Origin of the sequence: Actinokineospora spheciospongiae (genome assembly GCF_000564855.1) — a bacterium.
Taxonomy (GTDB): domain Bacteria; phylum Actinomycetota; class Actinomycetes; order Mycobacteriales; family Pseudonocardiaceae; genus Actinokineospora; species Actinokineospora spheciospongiae.
Window position 1 is genome coordinate 1 of record NZ_AYXG01000138.1, and the last position, 18783, is coordinate 18783.

Sequence of the window (18783 nt, forward strand, 5' to 3'; positions counted from 1 at the left end):
TCGCCATAGGGGCCCCGGCCAAACACATCCACCCACCCGGGCACACCCACCAAAAGACCGGCGCTTTGCAGGACCCGCCCCAGCAGGGGACGCCAGGCCCCGCCCAGTGATCACGGTGCCAGGCGAAGTACCGCTCGGTCTCCGGGCGGTGCGCGGTGCACCGCCTGCCCCCCCCAGCAGGTCGAGACCCGCCTGCACCACGGCCACCGGGATCGGCTGCCGATCCGGCGAACTGCTCGTGGAGACCACCACGGTCTTCTCCGAGACGTCCACGATGCGGTTGACCGCGCCATCGGCGACCGAGGTCAGCGAGATGCCGACCATCGGGGAGAGCACGTCCACCGCCCTCGGCGCGCGATCGGCTCGGTGAGGAGCACCCGGGTGTCCGTTTCAGCGGTGACGATTTCGGCGTCGCGCACGCTCAGCCTGCGCAACAGCGTCGTCAGCGCCTCCACGTAGTCGGGGTTTGCCGCGTCGGGTCCGACTGCCTCGATCACCAGGGTCAGCGTGTCGCCGCTGGGGGTGATGGTGAAGTCGGCGATAAGGTCACTACCGTCCGACCGCTTCGCATGCACGGCGTCAACTGATACACCATCGTTCTGGAGCTTGAGACAGCCACGCATCGGCGGCGGTGCGTGACCGATTCGCGGACAGATGGACACGCTGAGTGAGACCGGGACCTGACGTCCCACAGTCGAGGGATGACGTGACACCATCTGGCGCACGCGAAGGAGGCACCCTATGACCGACCGGACCGAGCAGATGGACGACCTTCAACTGGTCGCCCTACCCAGTGCCGTGGGGTGCACGGAGATGTTCGTGCGGTTCTCCCTGACCGAGTGGAAGCTGCGGTCGATGCGCGACGACGCGGCCGCGGCCGCGGGCAGGCTGGCGCAGGCCGTGGTGGACGCGGCCGAGCCGGGGTCGCCGGGGATGATCACCGCCCGGGTCCGCCTCTCCGGCGGCAACCTGGTGATCGAGGTGGAGTCGTCGCGGCCCGCGCGGGCGCCGTCGGCCCCCGCCGGTGGGCGCTGCGGCGCCGACGACCTCGGGCCGGGCAGGCACATGCTGTGGCTGACGATGCCGCTGCCGGGCGGGATGGACGCGGGCGCGGTCCCGCTGCCCCGCCGCCAGCGCAGGCCCTCGCCGGAGGCCGCGCGGCTCGCCGCCGAGGAGGAGGCGGGCGCGCCGCCGGACCCGGACGTGCTCGGGCGCATCCTCTACGGCCTCAACGGCTCGCAGAGCAGGCACCAGAAGTAGGACCGATCCCAGGAGGCCGCGACCGGAACCCGGTCGCGGCCTCCGCCGTTCCCGCCATCCGGGAGCCTCACCGGACGGTTGTCCTGCTATATGGGAAGACGGGGAAAACAATCGACCAAGTCGGGCGGGATGACGTTCCCCCAGGTCAGCGACTTTCACCCGACCGGCAATCACCCGTCAGGGTGAGACCCGAACGGCCCAACCGACCGCTGTGAACGACCGGAAATGGCGGTTTGACGCGGTTCGTCATTCGCAAACCGGACACCGACCGTAACGTGGTGCGGGTCTCAACTCGATGAAACCACCGAGCGGAGTCCCGCATCCGAGCGGGCGGTCGCGACGAAGACCGACGAGGACCTCGACCAGGGGGAGAGATGACCACCACCACCACCGAACCGCACGAACTCAACCGCAGAGCACTCGCCATGCTGCGGGCCGTGGCCCAGGGCCGCGCCCAGCTCGCGTGCAGCGCCGAACCGGACCTCTACATCGACGGCGTCCCGTGCTGCGACCAGTTCACCGCCCACCTGCTCACGCACGCGGGCCTGATCACCCCGGCCACCGGCCGCTTCGGCGAACTGGTCCCGGCGACGCTCAGCCCGGCGGGCACCGCGGCGCTGTCGACCCCGGTGGCCGCCTGACGGTCGCCGTCCCGCGCACGGCCCCCGCCCCGGGGGCCTTTCGCGTTCCCGGGGCCGGATCAGCGCACCCCGCCCAGGTGCGGGCCGAAGGCGCGGTCCACGCCCACCGACACCCACCAGTCGAGCTGCGCGGCGTCGGTGATGCCGCCCGCGATGACCGAGCGGCCGGTGTCGCGGACCATCGGGACCAGGTCGCGGACGGCCCGGACGAACATCGACGACCCGTCGGCCCCGGCCACCCGGCCCACCACCGTGGCGTCCAGGCTGACCGCCCGCAGGGCGCCCAGGTCCTCCAGGCAGGCCAGGTCACCGCGGGTGCGGCCGAAACCGGTGAGCACGGTGCGGACGCCCAGGTCGACCAGCACGCCCAGGTTCTCCTCGGCCGGGCTGTCCACCTCGCACAGCGCGGCGACCGGCAGGCCCAGTTCCAGCGAGCCGCCCGCGGTGAGCACCCGGCCGACCGCGGCGACGAGGTCCGGGTCGGCGGCCTGCTCGACGGTCAGCTCCAGGTACGGGGGCACCCCGCCCAGGTCGGCGTCGAGGGCGCGCTCCAGCACCCAGTGCCCGAGCGGGACGCCCAGGCCGGTGTCGGCGAGCAGCGCGCGGCAGCGGGCGTCGTCGAGCGGGCCGTGGTCGGGGTGGTCCCAGCGCAGCAGGGCGCGGGCCGCGGTCACCTCCCCCGACGGCACGGCCAGGACGCGTTCGAACTCCACGGACAGCTCGCCGGACTCCCAGGCGCCGGGGATGGACGCGGCGAGCCGGTGGTGTTCGCGGCGGCGGGCGTTCTCGTCGGCGTCGACCAGGCCCCATTGGCGCTTGCCCTGCGCCTTGAGCGCGCGCAGTTCGGCGTCGGTGGCGGCCAGCAGCTCCTCGGGCCGGGTGCCGCGCGCGGGCAGCCGGGCCACGGCGATGGTGGCCGAGGCCGCGGTCCCGCCGCCTGCGACGTAGGTGGGTTCGGCCAGCGCGTCGTTGATCTCCGCGGGCAGGTCGCCGACCCGGGTGGTGGGGGTGTGCGGGAGCAGGACGGCGAACTCGTCGCCGCCGATCCGGGCGACCGCGGCGCCGCGGCCCTCCACCACGGACTCCAGCCGGTTGGCGACCTCGCGCAGCACGCGGTCGCCCGCGGCCCGACCGAGGCCGTCGTTGACCACGGCCAGGTCGTCGAGGCCCAGGTGCAGCACGGACAGCTCGGCGCCGGTCTCCAGCGCCTCCTCGAGCCTGCCGACGAACGCGTCCCGGTTGGGCAGCCCGGTGAGCGGGTCGTGCGTGTCCTGGAAGCTCATCTTGTGCTCGAGCAGGTGCAGGTCGGTGAGGTCGCCCACCATGGTCACCAGGCCGGTGGTCGCGCCGTCGCGGTCGCGCAGCGGCAGCACCACGACGCGCACCCAGACCGGTTCGCCGTCGCGGCCCAGGAAGCGGGTGCGCTGCTCGTCGACCCGCGCGCAGTCGCCCGCGACCAGTTCGGCGTAGCGGTCCAGCAGGTACGCGCGGTCCTCGGGGTGGAACAGGTCGGCGACGGTGCCCGGCAGCGTGCCCGCGGGGTGTTCGAGCACGACCTCCAGCGCCTCGTTCGCCCGCAGGACCCGCCCGTCCGGGGTGCTCAGGACCATGCCCTGCACGGCGGCGGCGAACACCGCCTCGAACCGCTCCTCGACCGCGGCGAGTTCGCGCTCGGCGTCCTCCCGCCGGTGCAGCAGCGACTCGCGCAGACCGCGCTGCTCGGTGAAGACCCGTTCCCGGGATGCCTCGGTGAACCCGACCGCGACCGCGGCGACCGCCTCGGCCACGGCGTCGTCGTCCAGCTCGGGCAGTGCGGTGAGCGCCCGCCGCAGCAGCGGCAGCGAGACGCGCAGGCAGTCGGCGGTGGCGAAACCCGCGTCCACCAACCGCGCGCCGATCCCGGCGGCGGCGACGTGGTCGCCCGCGCGGGCGTGGCCGAGCAGGTCGTCGAGCAGGGCACCGAGTTCGGCCTCGACGTCCTCGTGCGGCGTGGGCACGAAGACGAGCGCGGACAACGCGGTCGCCCACCCGACGGCCAGCTCGGCACGGGGTGGGCTGGTCATGGTCCGTCCTAGGTTCCGGGGGCGGCAACAACTCTGTACCCGATCGGGTACCGAGTGCCACCTTCCTACCCATCGGGGCCGGATCGGGCGATAGGCCGTTCGGGTGCGATCGGTCGTGGGGGGACAACACACCCGGTAGGGCGAAGACCGTTCGGGCACAAGGGCTCTGGTCGGATGTGCCCATTCGGATCAAGCGCCCGATCGAGCGGGTCGTCGGGTCCGCCGAACGGGGACCATCGCCCCTGGCGACAGCCACGGAGAGCGACTAACGGATGTGACGCAGCGCACTTCCGCCCGACGGCCCCGACAGCCCCGCCGCGACCGCGAGCCTGGTGCCCGCCGCCGCCAGCGCCCGCGCGGCGCCGTGCTCGTCGACCCGGGTGGCGACGTCGTCCTCCACCACGGTCCGCCCGCCCGCCAGCAGCAGCCGCAGCGGTGGCAGCGAGCCGAGCACCAGGGCGGCGACCGGGTCGGCGATGCCCGCGTGCGCCAGGCCGTCGAGCCGCCACAGGGCGACGTCGGCGAGCTTGCCCGGTTCCAGCGAGCCCAGCTCGTCCTGCCTGCCCAGGCACAGCGCGCCGCCCATCGTGCCCAGCCACAGCGCCTGTCGGACGTCGAGGGCGTCCGCGCCGTCGCGCAACCGGGCCTGGTAGGCGGCCTGGCGCAGCTCCGGCCCGAGGCCGCCGTCCTCGTTGGACGCCGCGCCGTCCGCGCCGAGCCCCACCGCGACACCGGCGGCGAGCAGGTCGGCGACCCGGGCGGTGCCCGCGCCGAGCCGGGCGTTCGAGGTGGGGCAGTGCGCGACGCCGGTGCCGCCCGCGGCCAGGACCTCGATGGCGCGGTCGGACAGGTGCACCCCGTGCGCGAGCCACACGTCCGGGCCGATCCAGCCGGTGCGCTCGGCGTACTCCACCGGGGTGCAGCCGTACTCGGCCAGGCACTGCACCTCCTCCCCCACGGTCTCGGCGAGGTGGGTGTGCAGGCGGACCCCGGCGGCGCGGGCCAGTTCGGCCGCGCCCGACATCAGCTCGGCGCTGACCGAGAACGGGGAGCACGGCGCCACCGCGACGCGGGTGAACGCGTCCGGCGCCGGGTCGTGCCAGCGCTCGATCGCGGCCTGGGTCGCGGCCAGGGCGCCGTCGGTGGTCTCGACCAGCGAGTCCGGCGGGAGGCCGCCGGAGGAGACGCCGCGGTCCATCGACCCGCGCGCGGCGTGCAGCCGGATGCCGACCGCACCCGCCGCGTCGACGGTGGCGCCGAGCAGGTCGCCGCCCGCGGCGGGGAACACGTAGTGGTGGTCGGCGGCGGTGGTGCAGCCGGTGCGGGCCAGCCGCAGCAGCCCGGCGGTCGCCGCGGCGCGGGTGGTGTCCTCGTCCAACCCGGCCCACACCGGGTACAGCTCGACGAGCCAGTGGAACAGGTCGGACTGCTGCGCGTAGCCGCGGGTCGCCCACTGGTAGAGGTGGTGGTGGGTGTTGACCAGGCCCGGGGTGGCCAGGCAGCCGCGGCCGTCGACGACGCGGTCACCGGGTCCGACCGGGGCCGCCCCGGCGCCGACGGCGGTGATCCGGCCGCCGTCGACGACCACGTGGCCCTCGGCATACTCGGTGCCGCGGGCGTCCACGGTGGCCACGGCCGCGCCCTGGATGACCGTCCGGGTCACCACCAGGCGAGTCCGGGGTCGGGTGCGCCCGTGCGGTGGACGGTCCCCTCGATCAGCCCGTACGGCCGGTCGGCCACCTGGTAGACCTGCTGCGGGTTGTCCAGGTCGAACGGTTGCAGGTCGACCAGGAAGTGGTGCTTGTTCGGCAGCGCCAGCCGGGCCTCGGCGAGGCCGTCGTCGCCGCTGAGCACGTACTGGCCCATCGAGTGCAGCGTCTGCTGCAACGAGTGGCTGTAGGTGGCGGCGAAGGCGTTGAGCAGCCGGTCCTTGGCCCCGGCGAAGGAGGCGGCCCAGTCGGTCCGGGTGGGGTCGGCGTGCCGCCAGCGCGCGGTGACGTCGGTGGCGAGGATGCGGTCGGAGGTCTCGGCCAGCGTCGTGTACCGGTCGCGGGGGAAGCCGTGGAACTCCGAGCCGGTGGTGTTGAGGACGGTGACGCCCTCGACGCCGGAGACCACCCACGCCGTCGTGCCGTCGTAGGCGGCCGACGCGGTGCGGGTGCCCGCGGTGCGGGTGAAGGAGTGCCCGGTGGCGGGGATGCGCTCCCAGCCGTACTGCTCGATCCGCACCCTGGCGCGGGTGATCGCCGGGGCGGAGTCGACGAAGTGCCTGGCCAGGCGCAGCGCGAACTCCTCGATCTCGCCGATGCCGTCGCGGGCGAAGGCGTGGACGGTGTTCTTCTGCGTGTCCGTGGGCAGGACGCCGGTGTTGTCGCCGGTCAGGTGGGTGGCGGTGAGGTCACCGGCGAGGGTGGTGGTGACGTTGAGGTCGGTGATGCCGTGCGCCTGGGGACCGCGGTCCACCCGGACCAGCCGGACCTCCGCCTTGCCGTACTGGTTCTCGCCGAGCTCGAATGTCATCAACTTCCCCGGTAGGTGGAATAGCCGAACGGGCTGAGCAGGAGCGGCACATGGTAGTGGCCCTCTGTTGCCCGGAAGACGACGCTGACCTCCGGGTAGAACGCACCGGGGCCCAGGTGGTCGCCGGTGTCGAAGGTGAACCGGTGCTCCCCCGGCTCGGCGGCCCAGCCGGGCACGCGGCCGTCGTCGTCGGTGGTGTGCTCGCCGACGGGCACCCAGGTGTCGCCGTCGCGCCGCTCGTGCCGGACCCGCAGGCCCGCGGCGGGTCGCCCGGCGGCGGTGTCGAGGACGTGGGTGGACAGGGTGAGGCTCATCGGCCCACCAGCTTCCCGAGCCGCAGCTCGACGATCTTGGCCAGTTCCCCGCGCACGGCGCGGCGCTCCCCGGTCTCGTCGTTGGTCAGCCGGTGGCGCAGCGCGGCGAGCACGGCCTCGGCGGGCAGCCCGGTCGCGCAGACGAGGAAGACGTGCCCGAACCGCTCCTCGTAGACCCGGTTCCCCTCGACCAGGTCGGCCCTGATCCGGTCGTCGGCGGTGGCGGCGGCCGACTGCTCCTGCCGCGACCACCCGGACTCCCGGTCGGCGCCACCCGCCCGGTCCCCGATCCGCGGGTGCGCCGCCAGCGCCTCCAGCACGTCCGACCAGTCCAACCCGGCCAGCACCTCGGCGGAGGCCGCCACGAGGTCGTCGAGGTCGGCGAACGGACCCCGCGCCGCGACCTGTTCGGCCCACCGGCGCGAGGCGCAGCAGGAGAGCAGGTCGGCGGTGTCGACGCCGTCGGTGGTGGTGAGGAGGTCGCCCGGCACGGACGCCAGTCAACACGAGCACAGCCGCCAGTCAACACGCGCTAGCACAAACAGGCCACCGGCAAAAGCGACGAAGAAACAGCAGGCCCCCCGGGGATCTCTTGTAGGTTCCTCCAATTGACCGGCCCGCCACCCCGGAGGACCTGAGTGAACCTGGAGTCGCTCCTCGACCACCCGGACCTGGGGCTGGAGGTGCACGTCCCACCCGAGGACCCGAAGCGGCCGGTCCGCTACGTCCACACCACCGATCACCCGGACCCGTCGCGCTACCTGAGCGGGGGTGAGCTGGTGCTGACCGGCCTCCTGTGGTGGCGACCGGAGCGGGCGGAGGCGTTCGTGGCGGCGCTGGCCCGGGCGGGCGCGGTGGCGCTGGGCACCGGGGTCACCGAGGCGGGCGAGGTGCCCGCGGAGCTGGTCGCGGCGTGCTTCCGCCACGGCGTGCCGCTGTTCGAGGTGCCGCGCGGGGTGTCGTTCGCCTCGGTCACCGAGCACGTGGTGCTGGGCGCGGCCCGAACCAGGGCACGCGCGGGCGAGGGCGTGCCGGACCTGGCCACGGCGGTGGCGAACGCGGCGACCGCGCTGGAGGGCGGCTGCTGGGTGCTCTCCCCCACCGGTCGGGTCGTCGCGGGCACGACCTCGGCGCCCCCGATCGGGCTGCGCCAGGGGTTGGTCCGCAGGTTCCTGGAGGCGACCCGGCTGCCGCTGACCGTGCGCGGCCCCGGCCACCTCCCGCACACCGTGGCGGAGGCGTCGGTGACCGGGACGCGCGCGCTGGACTGGTTCCTGGCGGTGCAGGGCGAGCAGGAGCGGTGGACGTCGCACCAGCGGCACCTGGTGGACGTCCTGGCGGTGGCGGCGGCCAACGAGCAGTCCGCACGCGACAGCGCCCGCCGCGCGGCGGCCCGGGTGCCGCTGGAGCGGGCGGCGGACGGGTTCGCCCGACCGGACGAGCTGTGCGTGCTCAGCGCCTCGGCGGACAAGGCGACACCGGACGTGGCCGCGGCGGTGCTGGCCGAACTGGCGGAGACCCTGGGCCTGGCGGCGGTGGTGACCGAGGTGGACGAGGAGGTCTTCGCCGTCCTCGGGGTGCGCCGCAACCGGCGGGACCGGGTGCTCGACGAACTGGTGGAGCTGGCCCGGCTGCTGGAGCGCGGGTTCGGCGACGCCAGGGTGGCCATCGGCGTCGGCGGGGTCACCGACGCGGCGGGGTTGCCCACCTCGGTCGAGCAGGCCCGCAACGCCCGCCTGGTCGCCGAGCGCCGCGACTGCCGGGCGGGGGTGCAGGACGGTGTGCAACTGGGCGCCTTCCACACCCTGCTGGTGGGGGTCCCCGACGACCAGCGCGCCGCGTTCCGCCGCTGGGTCCTCGGCCCGATCCTGGACTACGACGCCGAGCACCAGTCCGACCTGGTGCACACGCTGCGGGTGTTCCTCGCCTGCTCCGGCTCGTGGACCAGGGCCGCGGAGAAGCTGCACGTCCACGTCAACACCCTGCGCTACCGCGTCGGCCGGGTCGAGGAGCTGACCGGCCGCGACCTGTCGTCCCTGGCCGCGCAGGTGGACCTGGTGCTGGCGCTGGAACTCGGGTCCGCTTGACTTGCCACCCCGGTCCGCAAGGGGGTTCGCGATGGCTCCGGTGTCCTTCGTCCACGTCACCGCCGTCCGGCGGCTGACCCCGCACACGACCCGCGTCACCTTCACCGGCGACGGCCTGGACACCCTGACCCGGTGGCCGGACCAGCAGCTCAAGCTGTGCTTCCCGCGCCCGGGCCAGTCCGAACCGAGAATCCCGGCCGAGCACCCGGCCGACGTGATGCGCTGGTACCAGGCGTTCATGGCCATCCCGGAACCGGAACGCCCATGGATGCGCAGCTACACCGTCCGCCACCTCCGGCCCGGCGCAGCCGAGTTCGACGTGGACTTCGTCCTGCACGACACCCCCGGCCCGGCCACCGAGTGGGCGGCCGGGGCGCGGGTGGGCGACACCCTGGCCCGCTACGGCCCGGCCCGCCAGTACGCCCGGTCCCTCCCCCGCGGCGACGACCACCTCTTCGCGGGCGACCTCGCCGCCCTCCCGGCCATCGCCACGCTCCTGGAGTCCCTGCCGGACCCGGCCACCGCCCAGGTCTTCATCGAGGTCCCCGACCTCTCCGACGCCCAGGACCTGCCCCGCCCGATCACCTGGCTCCCCCGCGGCTCGACCGCACCCGCCGACAGCACGCTCCTGCTGGAAGCGGTCCGGTCGGCCAAGACCACCCCGGACACCGTCGCCTGGATCGCCACCGAGGCCACGATCACCCGCACCCTCCGCCGCCACCTGGTCGACCGGGGCATCCCCAAGCCCCGCATCGAGTTCACCGGCTACTGGCGCCACACCCTCACCCAGGACGACGCCCCCACCGCCGAAGACCTCACCGACGCCCGGGAACGCGTCGCCCGCGACGGCTAGCGCAGCCTGGCCTCGAACTCCTCGACGTCGGCGGTGAACCAGAGCTGCCCGCCGCGGTTGCTCTCGGCCACGAACGCCCGCAGGGCCGAACTCCCGGCCGTGTACCCGGAGATGTCGCCGACCACGGCCAACCCCAGGCGGTAGTTGACGAACTTCTGCACGACCTCGCCCGCCACCCCGGTGCGCAACGTGAAGAAGTCCGCTCCCAGCCGCTGCGCCGGGATCGCCACCCACGTGGCGCCCATCGCCCAGGCATCGCCGATCAGGTCGATCGCACCCGCCGCGTCGAGCACGGGTCCGGTGGGCGGCACGTGCAGGATCACGGTTCCTCCCGGAGGAATTCGAGGATCGGCCCGGTCTGACCGGTGATGTGGTGCCCCTGCTCGGGGAGCACCCGGACGTCGGCGTGCGGGACCTCGGCGGCGAGCCGACGAGCGGTCGCCGCCGCGTCGAGCATCGCGTCCCGGGCGCCCAGGAGGGCGAGGACCGGCATCGCCAACCCGAGCCGCCCGAAGACCGGCAGCGGTTCCATCCGGGGCTTGAAGCTGCGGAAGACCAACACCAGGTGGTCCACCAGCTCCGGCGGCACCGCCCCCACGGCGGCCTTGATCGACCGCCGCAGCCCCCACTCGCCGAGCAGCGCGAGCAGCACGCCCTTCACCATGAACCCGGCCCGGCGCGGCGCGAACCCACCGGGGTTGAGCAGCACCAGCCGCCGCACCCGGTCCGAGCGCAGCGCGTAGTCGGTGACGAGGAACCCGCCGAGCGACACCCCGACGAACGCCGCGTCGGCGACGCCCACCGCGTCGAGCACGTCGTCGAACCACTCCGCGTGCCCCGGGCCGTCGAGCGGGAGCCGGGTCTCGGCGCTGAGGCCGGGTTCGCCCGGCACGTCCACGGCGATCACCCGGAACTCCCGCGACCACCCGGCGACGTCGTCCAGCCACATCGCCGTGTTCGACCCGGAGCCGTGCACGAGCACGACGGGCGGCGCGTCCGCCGGGCCGGACACCACGACGAACGTGTCCCCGTGCCGCGTGGGCACCACGAGCCGTTCGGCGGGCACCGGCCAGCGGTCGAGGAGGTCCCGGTAGGCGGCGCGGACCTCTTCGCCGCGCGCCCGGTAGATGCCGCTCACCCGCGCACCACCGCTTCGACGATCCGCAGCAGTTCCGCGCAGGCGCCCGGGTCGCCGAAGGCCATGACCCGCAACCGGCCGCGCTTCTCGTCGAACACGGTCTGCACCCGCAACCCCTGCCCGGCGACGGCGATCACCGCCGTCGTCACCCGGTCGGCGTTGCCCCGGTCGATGTCCTCCACCTGCGCGATCGTCGTGACGTCCACTGTGGACCCGGGTTGCGCGGCCACGCCGGTGAACGCGTCGAGGTCCGCCCGCGAGATCCGGTACTGCTTGCCGATCCGCTGCGCGCGCAGCCGCCCGTCGCGGATGTACCCGCGCACGGTCCGCACGTGCAACCCGAGCGCCTCGGCGACCTGGTCCACTGACAGCCAGTCCATATCACTCCCTAAACTTCCCTAAACGACTCTAACATCGATGCTTAGGGAGTCATACAGAAGGCAGCAGGCGCCCCGACCGGAGTCGGAGCGCCTGCTGGGGACGAGCGGTCGGGGGGACGACTACTCGAAGACCTCACCCTTCTCGGCCTTGGCGACCAGGGAGGCGGGCGGGGTGAAGCGCTCGCCGTAGGCGGCCGCCAGCTCGTTGGCCCGGGCCACGAAGCCCGCCACACCGCCGGGGTAGCCGTTGATGTACTGGATGACACCACCGGTCCAGGGCGGGAAGCCGATGCCGAAGATGGAGCCGATGTTGGCGTCCGGCACCGTGCGCAGGACGTTCTCGTCGAAGCACTTCACCGTTTCCAGCGCCTCGGCGAAGAGCATCCGCTCCTGCATGTCCTTGAACGGGATTTCGTTGCCGCCGCCGAAGGCGTCGCCGAGACCGGCCCAGAGGCCTGCGCGCTTGCCCTGGTCGTCGTACTCGTAGAAGCCCGCACCGGCGGAGCGGCCCAAGCGGGCGAACTCGTCGACCATCCGGTCCACCACACCGTCGGACGGGTGGCCCGGCCAGGTGCCGCCCGCGGCCTCGATCGCGGCCTTGGTCTCGTCGCGGATCTTGCGCGGCAGGGTCAGCGTCAGCTCGTCGAGCAACTGCAGCGGCGGCGCCGGGTACCCGGCCTGGGTGCCCGCCTGCTCGATCGACGCGGGCACCAGGCCCTCGCCGACCATGGCCACGGCCTCGTTGATGAACGTGCCGATGACCCGGCTGGTGAAGAAGCCGCGGCTGTCGTTGACGACGATCGGGGTCTTCTTGATCTGCAGCGCGTAGTCGAACGCCTTGGCCAGCGCCACGTCCGAGGTCTTCTCGCCGACCACGATCTCCAGCAGCGGCATCTTGTCGACCGGGGAGAAGAAGTGCAGGCCGATGAAGTCCTCCTGCCGCTTCACCCCCTCCGAGAGCAGGGTGATCGGCAGCGTGGAGGTGTTGGAGCCCAGCAGCGCGTCCGGCGCCACCAGGTCCTCGACCTCGCCGAAGACCTTCTTCTTCAGCTCAGGGGACTCGAACACCGCCTCGACCACCAGGTCCACCCCGGCGACGTCCTGCGGGTCGGCGGTCGGGGTGATCCTGGCCAGGACCTCGTCGGCCTTCTCCTGGGTCAGCTTGCCCCGGCCCACGGCCTTGGCGAGGATCTTCTCCGAGTACGCCTTGCCCTTCTGCGCCGCCTCGATGGTGACGTCCTTGAGGACGACCTCGATGCCCGCGCGGGCGCTGGAGTAGGCGATGCCCGCCCCCATCATCCCGGCGCCGAGCACGGCGACCTTGCGCGCGGTGTACTTCGGCTGGCCGTCGGGGCGGGAGTTGCCCTTGTTGATGGCCTGCAGGTCGAAGAAGAACGCCTTGATCATGTTCTTCGACACCTGGCCGCACACCAGGTCCACGAAGTACTGCGTCTCGATCTTCGTCGCGTTGTCCAGGTCGACCTGGGAGCCCTCGATGGCCGCGGCGAGGATGTTGCGCGGGGCGGGCATCGGGGCGCCCTTGAGCTGCTTGCGCAGGTTCGCCGGGAACGCGGGCAGGTTCGCCGCGAACGACGGGCTCGACGGGGTGCCGCCGGGGATGCGGTAGCCCTTGACGTCCCAGGGCTGCACGGCCTCGGGGTTGGCCTTGACCCACGCCTTGGCCGTGGCGAGCAGTTCCTCCGGGGTGGAGACCAGCTCGTCGACCAGGCCCAGCTCCTTGGCCTTGGCGGGCTTGTGCCGCTGGCCCTGGAGCAGGACGTTGAGCAGCGCGCTCTGGATGCCCAGCAGCCGCACGGTGCGCGAGACGCCACCGCCGCCGGGCAGCAGGCCCAGGCTCACCTCGGGCAGGCCGATCTCGCTGCCCCTGGCGTCGAGGGCGACGCGGTGGTGGGTGGCCAGCGCGATCTCGTAGCCGCCGCCGAGCGCGGCGCCGTTGATGGCCGCCACGACCGGCTTGCCGAGCTGCTCCAGGCGCCGCAACTGCGCCTTCATCTCGTCGACCCGCTCGGTGATGGCCGCGGCGTCCTCCGGCCCGGCCTTGCCGAGCTGGTTGAGGTCGCCACCGGCGAAGAAGGTCTTCTTCGCGGAGGTGATCACGACACCGGTGATGGAGTCCTTCTCGGCCTCCAGCCGGTCGACCGTGGGCCCGAACGACTCCCGGAAGGTGTCGTTCATGGTGTTCGCGGACTGGTTCGGGTCGTCCATGGTGAGCACGACGATGCCGTCGGCGTCGGACTCCCACTTGATCATGTTCTCGGTCATCTTCCCGGCCTCAGACTCGCTCGATGATGGTCGCGACGCCCATGCCGCCGCCGATGCACAGGGTGACCAGGCCCCGGCGGGCGCCGCGGCGCTCCAGCTCGTCGACCACGGTGCCGGTGATCATCGCGCCGGTGGCGCCCAGCGGGTGGCCCATGGCGATGGCGCCGCCGTTGACGTTGATCTTCTCGTGCGGGACGTCCAGGTCCTTCATGAACTTCATGACGACCGCGGCGAAGGCCTCGTTGAGCTCCCAGACGTCGATGTCGCCCGGGGTCAGGCCCGCCAGCCGCAGCGCCTTCTGCGCGGCCGGGGTGGGCCCGGTCAGCATGATGGTCGGCTCGGCGCCGGTCACCGCGGCGGAGACGATCCGGGCGCGCGGGGTCAGGCCCGCGGCCTTGCCCGCCGCCTCGTTGCCGACCAGCACCAGCGCGGCGCCGTCGACGATGCCGGAGGAGTTCGCGGCGGTGTGCACGTGGTCGATCTTCTCGACCCAGTGGTACTTCTGCAGCGCCACGGCGTCGAAGCCGCCCATCTCGCCCATGCCCGCGAACGACGGCCCCAGCTTGCCCAGGCCCTCCACGGTGGACTCCGGGCGCATGTGCTCGTCGTGGTCGAGCAGCACCACGCCGTTGCGGTCCTTGACCGGGACCACGGACTTGGTGAAGTAGCCAGCCGACCAGGCCGCCGCCGCGCGCTTCTGCGACTCGACCGCGTAGGCGTCGACGTCGGCGCGGGAGAAGCCTTCGATGGTGGCGATCAGGTCGGCGCTGATGCCCTGCGGGACGAAGTAGCTCTCGTAGCTGGTCTCCGGGTCCATCGCCCACGCGCCGCCGTCGGAGCCCATCGGCACCCGCGACATCGACTCGACACCACCGGCGATGACCAGTTGGTTCCAGCCGGAGCGGACCTTCTCCGCGGCCGTGTTGACCGCTTCCAGGCCCGAGGCGCAGAACCGGTTCAACTGCACGCCCGCGACGCTGTCGGGCAGGCCCGAGACGATCGCGGCGGTGCGCGGGAGCACCGAGCCCTGGTCCCCGACGGGGGAGACGATGCCCAGCACGATGTCGTCGATCGTGGCCGGGTCCAGGTCCGGGTGGCGGGTCTTGAGCTCGTCGATGAGTCCCACGACGAGCGAGATGGGCTTGACGCCGTGCAGCGAGCCGTTCTTCTTGCCACGGCCGCGCGGCGTGCGGATCGCCTCGTAGATGAAGGCTTCGTTACTCACGCTCGTCCAGTCCTTCCGACGGTACGTGTGCGCTAATGACGATTCACATGATGCCCCGAATCCGCTGGTTGTCAATGTGAGACGGCCACCCTATGGTTGCAATCCGGACCTCACCCAGGAAGGGGCGCCGGTGACCGCTCGGAGCAGGCCGCGCAACCGCAGGGCCCAGTTGGCCGACGCGGCGGCGGCGCTGTTCGGCAAGCGCGGCTACCACTCGGTCGGCGTCGGCGACATCGCTGCCGCGGCGGGCATCACCGCCTCCGCGCTCTACCGGCACTTCCAGAACAAGCAGGACGTGCTCGGGCACGTGCTGCTCACCGGGGTGGACGAGCTGGCCGAGCGGGTGCACGACGCGGTCTCCGGCCTCGCCGACGACCCGCAGAGCAGGCTGGCACCGCTGCTGCTGGCCGCCGCCGAGGTGTCCATCGAGCGCAGGGAGCTGACCGCGCTGTGGCGCTGGCAGGGCCGCCACCTGCGCGAAGCCGACCAGAAGGAGCTGCGCGGGCGGGCCGCGACACTGCTCAGCGCGTGGCTTACCGGCCTGCGCCGCCTGCGCCCGGAGCTGTCGTCGGGGCAGGCGCACCTGCTGTGCTTCGCCGCGCTGAGCGTGTTCGGCAGCGTCGGCGACCACCGCGCGACCCCGCGCTCGGGGTTCGCGCCGCTGCTGGCCCGCCTCGGCGAGGCGGTGGTGCGCGCGGACCTGCCCACCCCGGCGCCGCGCGCGGACGGCTGGCGCACCCGGGTCGCGCCCGCGCCGTCGCGCCGGGAGGAACTGCTGACCGCGGCCACCCGGCTGTTCCGCGAGCGCGGGTTCCACGCGGTCAGCATGGACGACATCGGCGCGGCGGGCGGGATCGCCGGGCCGAGCGTGTACCGGCACTTCGCGGGCAAGTCCGACCTGCTGCTGGCCGCCTCGCGCCGGATGGCCGACCGGCTCACCCTGGGCCTGGAGGACTCGCTGGCCACCGCCACCGACCCGGCGGACGCGCTGCGCAGGCTCGCCCGCTCCTACGTGGACACGGTCCTGCGCTCCGACGACCTGATCGCCGTCTACACCACCGAGCTGGCGAACCTGCCCGAGCGCGACGGCCGGGAACTGCGGGCGATGCAGCGCGGGTACGTCGCCGAGTGGGTCCGGCTGCTGCGCGAGGTCGCCCCCGGGCTGGACGAGCCCACGGCCAGGGTCGCCGTGCACGCCGCGCTGACCATCGTCAACGACATCCCGCGCACCCAGCGCTTCACCACCCGCCCCGGCCTGGCCGACGAGCTGTCCACACTGGCGGCCACCGTGCTGCGCGCCGCGGTCGAGGACCGGTGAGGACCACGTTGCCCAGGTGCCGACCGCGGTGTTCGCCTCGGCCTCCCCGCTGATCGGCGAGGGGCCGCGTGGTCGGGTGACCGGCCGTCCCGACCCTCTCCTGGCCGCAGACGACGGGCAGGCAACCCCGGGGGTGACGGCGTCCGGCCGTACCCATTGGACTGAACGGCGGCACTCACCACACGAATCCGGTTGATCACACAACGGAGCGGGTCCGGTGCGGCAGCATGCGGGCCACTGGCTATCGTCTGCTGATCTTCACCGCGCACTGTGCGCGCGGGCTGGGCCGCGGGGAGTGGGACATGGCGACGGGGATGCTCGACCGGTGGTTGTCGAGCCGGCGGTGGCCGGTGACCGACTTGGCGGCGCCCCCCGCCGACAGCGACCTGCGGGCGGTGCCCGGCGACTCGGGTCCCCCGGTCCTCGGGCACACCCTGTCGATGTTCCGGCAGGGCGACTTCGGCCTGCGCCGCCACCGGGAACTGGGCCCGGTGTCGTGGGCGCGGGCGTTCGGGACGCGCATCGTCGCCGCCACCGGCCCGGACGCCGCGCAGGAGGTGCTGGTCAACCGGGACAAGGCGTTCTCCCAGGCGGGCTGGACCTTCCTGGTCGGCCCGTTCCTCAACCGCGGCCTGCTCCTGCTCGACAGCGAGGAACACCTGCACCACCGCAGGCTCATGCAGGAGGCGTTCACCACCAGCCGCATCGCGGGCTACCTGGACCGGGTCGACACCCTGGCCAAGCGGGTGGTCCCCACGTGGGAACCCGGCCCGGCCCACCCGGCGCTGCGCCGCCTCACCCTCGACGTGGCCACCGAGGTGTTCATGGACGCCCCGGTCGAGGACGCCGCCGCCCTGCAACGGGCCTTCACCGACACCTCCCGGGCAGGCATGGCGGTGGTCCGCCGCCCGGTCCCCGGCGGCCGCTGGTCGGCGGGCCTGCGCGGCCGCAAGGCCCTGGAGGACTTCTTCCGCCCCCGCATCGCCGAGCGCCGCACCAGCACCGCCACCGACCTGTTCACGGCCCTGTGCCAGGCCCGCACCGACGAGGGCCACATGTTCACCGACGACGACGTCGTCAACCACATGATCTTCATCATCATGGCCGCCACCGACTCCACCACCACGGCCCTCACCTCGGCCATGCACCAACTCGGCCGCCACCCCGACTGGCAGGACCGGGCCAGGGCCGAGTGCCTGTCGGTGGACCCGCCCACGGTCACCTCACTGGGCGGCCTCACCGCCCTGGACCTGGTCGTCAAGGAATCCCTGCGCCTGGTCGCCCCCCTGCCCACCCTGGCCCGCCGCACGGTGAAGGACACGTCCCTGCAAGGCCACTACGTCCCCAAGAACACCCTGGTCTTCCTCTCCCCCGGCATCAGCCACAAACTCGACGACTACTGGACCGACCCCACCCGCTTCGACCCGGACCGCTTCGCCGAACCCCGCCGCGAGGACAAGTCCCACCGCTACGCCTGGATGCCCTTCGGCGGCGGCGCGCACAAGTGCCTGGGGATGCACTTCGGGATGTTCGAGGTGAAGGCCCTGCTGCACGCGATCCTGCGCACCTTCCGCTGGGAGTTCCCACCGGACTACGAACTGGTGTGGGACACCAACTCCATCCCCGTCCCCGCCGACAACCTCCCGATCCACCTGGAACGGTTGTGAGCCAGGAAGAATCGCCACCGATCGCGGGCGGCTCGGGACTCTTCGACGGGTTCGAGGGCTACCGCACCCCACAACCCGGCGACTACAAGGAGATCGCCACCTCCGGGCTCATCGCCTTGGACGCCAACGTCCTGTTGAACCTCTACCGGTACAACGAGGCCACCCGCAACGACCTGATGTCGCTCATGGAATTGGTCAGCGCCCGACTGTGGGTGCCGCATCAGGCGATGGAGGAATTCTGGCGCAACCGAGAAACCGCCGCCAATGGGGCGTGGGCAAGCACGCAGGAGGCGATCGAGGCGCTGGAGAAGGCGCGCCGGGCCACCGAGGCGGCGATGTCCATGTGGGCCAAGAAGACCGCGTTGGCCGACGACCCGCGCGATGAGGTGCTGGGCGAACTGGGCCCCGCACTCGACCGGGCAGTCAGGTCGCTCAACGCGCAAGCGGAGAAGGACCGCGTCAAGGGCGCCCAGGACACCGCGCTCGACCCCATCGTCACTCGGCTCGCCCGCATCCTGGAAGGCCGGGTTGGACCACCGCTCCCGGATGAGGACTACGCCACGGCACTGGAAGAAGCCGAACGGCGCATCCAAGCCAAGCTGCCCCCCGGCTACCGGAGCGGTTACAAGGACAATGCATACCGCGCGGACGACTATCTGATCTGGGAACAGCTCCTCCGCGCAGCGGCGAACGCCGGGTGCGACGCGCTCTTCGTCACGGGCGACACCAAGGACGACTGGTGGCGCCGCAACCGGGGCCGGGCACTGGGCCCCCGACCCGAACTGGTCGAAGAGTTCCGGCGGCGCACGGGCCGGATGCTGTTCATGCTCCAGCCCCAGGAATTCCTGCGGGACATCGGCAGCGCCATCAACGCGAACATCAGTCCCACCTCGGCGGTCGAGGTCGAGCGGGTCGACCACTTGCTGAAAGCCACTCCTGAGACCAACGAACGATCGGTGATACAGGCGCGTCTGGACGCGGCCATGCAGCGGGTCTACGAAGTGGCTGAAGATTTCGTCAGCGGGACTTGAGGT

The 18783-nt window shown here is 72.7% G+C and carries 18 protein-coding genes; 7 read left to right on the plus strand and 11 right to left on the minus strand.

Annotated features, from left to right (window positions below; all coding sequences use genetic code 11):
- Positions 1–305: 305 nt before the first annotated feature.
- Positions 306–575 (minus strand): hypothetical protein, encoded by a 270-nt coding sequence (locus tag UO65_RS36815; protein ID WP_035284223.1) that lies wholly within the window; start codon positions 573–575, stop codon positions 306–308.
- 166 nt (positions 576–741) lie between these two features.
- Between UO65_RS36815 and UO65_RS18365 the strand changes: the two genes are divergently transcribed.
- Together UO65_RS18365 and UO65_RS18370 are read left to right on the plus strand one after the other, a co-directional pair.
- Complete coding sequence (locus UO65_RS18365; protein WP_035284225.1) at positions 742–1260, plus strand: hypothetical protein; 519 nt, start codon at positions 742–744, stop codon at positions 1258–1260.
- A 374-nt stretch (positions 1261–1634) separates the two neighbouring features.
- Complete coding sequence (locus UO65_RS18370) at positions 1635–1901, plus strand: hypothetical protein (protein WP_035284227.1); 267 nt, start codon at positions 1635–1637, stop codon at positions 1899–1901.
- Positions 1902–1960: 59 nt separating this feature from the next.
- On the opposite strand, the gene UO65_RS18375 is transcribed toward UO65_RS18370, so the two are convergent.
- The 5 genes from UO65_RS18375 to uraD form a co-directional block, all read right to left on the minus strand.
- The gene (locus UO65_RS18375; protein ID WP_052021328.1) at positions 1961–3964 is read right to left on the minus strand and encodes a diguanylate cyclase domain-containing protein; all 2004 of its coding nucleotides are present in this window, start codon (positions 3962–3964) and stop codon (positions 1961–1963) included.
- Between the two features lie 265 nt (positions 3965–4229).
- Positions 4230–5627, minus strand: a complete 1398-nt coding sequence (locus tag UO65_RS18380; protein WP_052021329.1) for an 8-oxoguanine deaminase — start codon at positions 5625–5627, stop codon at positions 4230–4232.
- Complete coding sequence (pucL, locus tag UO65_RS18385) at positions 5624–6484, minus strand: factor-independent urate hydroxylase (protein WP_035284230.1); 861 nt, start codon at positions 6482–6484, stop codon at positions 5624–5626. Before pucL ends, UO65_RS18380 begins: the two co-directional genes overlap by 4 nt.
- Positions 6484–6798: a hydroxyisourate hydrolase gene (gene uraH, locus UO65_RS18390; protein WP_035284233.1), complete on the minus strand. Its 315-nt coding sequence runs from the start codon at positions 6796–6798 to the stop codon at positions 6484–6486. The genes pucL and uraH overlap by 1 nt, the downstream gene beginning before the upstream one ends.
- Positions 6795–7289 (minus strand): 2-oxo-4-hydroxy-4-carboxy-5-ureidoimidazoline decarboxylase, encoded by a 495-nt coding sequence (gene uraD / locus UO65_RS18395; RefSeq protein ID WP_035284235.1) that lies wholly within the window; start codon positions 7287–7289, stop codon positions 6795–6797. The genes uraH and uraD overlap by 4 nt, the downstream gene beginning before the upstream one ends.
- A 147-nt stretch (positions 7290–7436) precedes the next feature.
- On the opposite strand from uraD, the gene UO65_RS38655 reads away from it, so the two are divergent.
- On the plus strand, positions 7437–8885 hold the full coding sequence (locus tag UO65_RS38655; RefSeq protein ID WP_035284237.1) for a PucR family transcriptional regulator: 1449 nt from the start codon (positions 7437–7439) through the stop codon (positions 8883–8885).
- Positions 8886–8916: 31 nt separating this feature from the next.
- Positions 8917–9738, plus strand: coding sequence for a siderophore-interacting protein (locus UO65_RS18405; RefSeq protein ID WP_035284239.1), 822 nt, complete (start codon positions 8917–8919; stop codon positions 9736–9738).
- Here the strand turns inward: UO65_RS18405 and UO65_RS18410 are convergent.
- The 5 genes from UO65_RS18410 to UO65_RS18430 form a co-directional block, all read right to left on the minus strand.
- Entirely contained in the window at positions 9735–10061 is a 327-nt protein-coding gene (locus UO65_RS18410) for a DUF4180 domain-containing protein (protein WP_084175823.1), read from the minus strand. The two genes, UO65_RS18405 and UO65_RS18410, sit on opposite strands and share 4 nt — an antisense overlap.
- Complete coding sequence (locus UO65_RS18415) at positions 10058–10876, minus strand: alpha/beta fold hydrolase (protein WP_035284242.1); 819 nt, start codon at positions 10874–10876, stop codon at positions 10058–10060. Before UO65_RS18415 ends, UO65_RS18410 begins: the two co-directional genes overlap by 4 nt.
- Positions 10873–11256 carry a helix-turn-helix domain-containing protein gene (locus UO65_RS18420; protein WP_035284245.1) on the minus strand — a complete coding sequence of 128 codons (384 nt, stop codon included), beginning with the start codon at positions 11254–11256 and terminating at the stop codon, positions 10873–10875. The genes UO65_RS18415 and UO65_RS18420 overlap by 4 nt, the downstream gene beginning before the upstream one ends.
- 120 nt (positions 11257–11376) lie before the next feature.
- Positions 11377–13539: a 3-hydroxyacyl-CoA dehydrogenase NAD-binding domain-containing protein gene (locus tag UO65_RS18425; protein ID WP_035284248.1), complete on the minus strand. Its 2163-nt coding sequence runs from the start codon at positions 13537–13539 to the stop codon at positions 11377–11379.
- 10 nt (positions 13540–13549) lie between these two features.
- Positions 13550–14764: an acetyl-CoA C-acetyltransferase gene (locus UO65_RS18430; protein WP_035284251.1), complete on the minus strand. Its 1215-nt coding sequence runs from the start codon at positions 14762–14764 to the stop codon at positions 13550–13552.
- A 130-nt stretch (positions 14765–14894) separates the two neighbouring features.
- On the opposite strand from UO65_RS18430, the gene UO65_RS18435 reads away from it, so the two are divergent.
- The 3 genes from UO65_RS18435 (at position 14895) to UO65_RS18445 (ending at position 18780) form a co-directional block, all read left to right on the plus strand.
- The gene (locus tag UO65_RS18435) at positions 14895–16082 is read left to right on the plus strand and encodes a TetR/AcrR family transcriptional regulator (protein WP_035284254.1); all 1188 of its coding nucleotides are present in this window, start codon (positions 14895–14897) and stop codon (positions 16080–16082) included.
- A 302-nt stretch (positions 16083–16384) separates the two neighbouring features.
- Positions 16385–17749 carry a cytochrome P450 gene (locus UO65_RS18440; RefSeq protein WP_200873396.1) on the plus strand — a complete coding sequence of 455 codons (1365 nt, stop codon included), beginning with the start codon at positions 16385–16387 and terminating at the stop codon, positions 17747–17749.
- Positions 17746–18780 (plus strand): PIN-like domain-containing protein, encoded by a 1035-nt coding sequence (locus UO65_RS18445; protein WP_035284256.1) that lies wholly within the window; start codon positions 17746–17748, stop codon positions 18778–18780. Before UO65_RS18440 ends, UO65_RS18445 begins: the two co-directional genes overlap by 4 nt.
- The last annotated feature ends 3 nt before the right edge of the window (positions 18781–18783 follow it).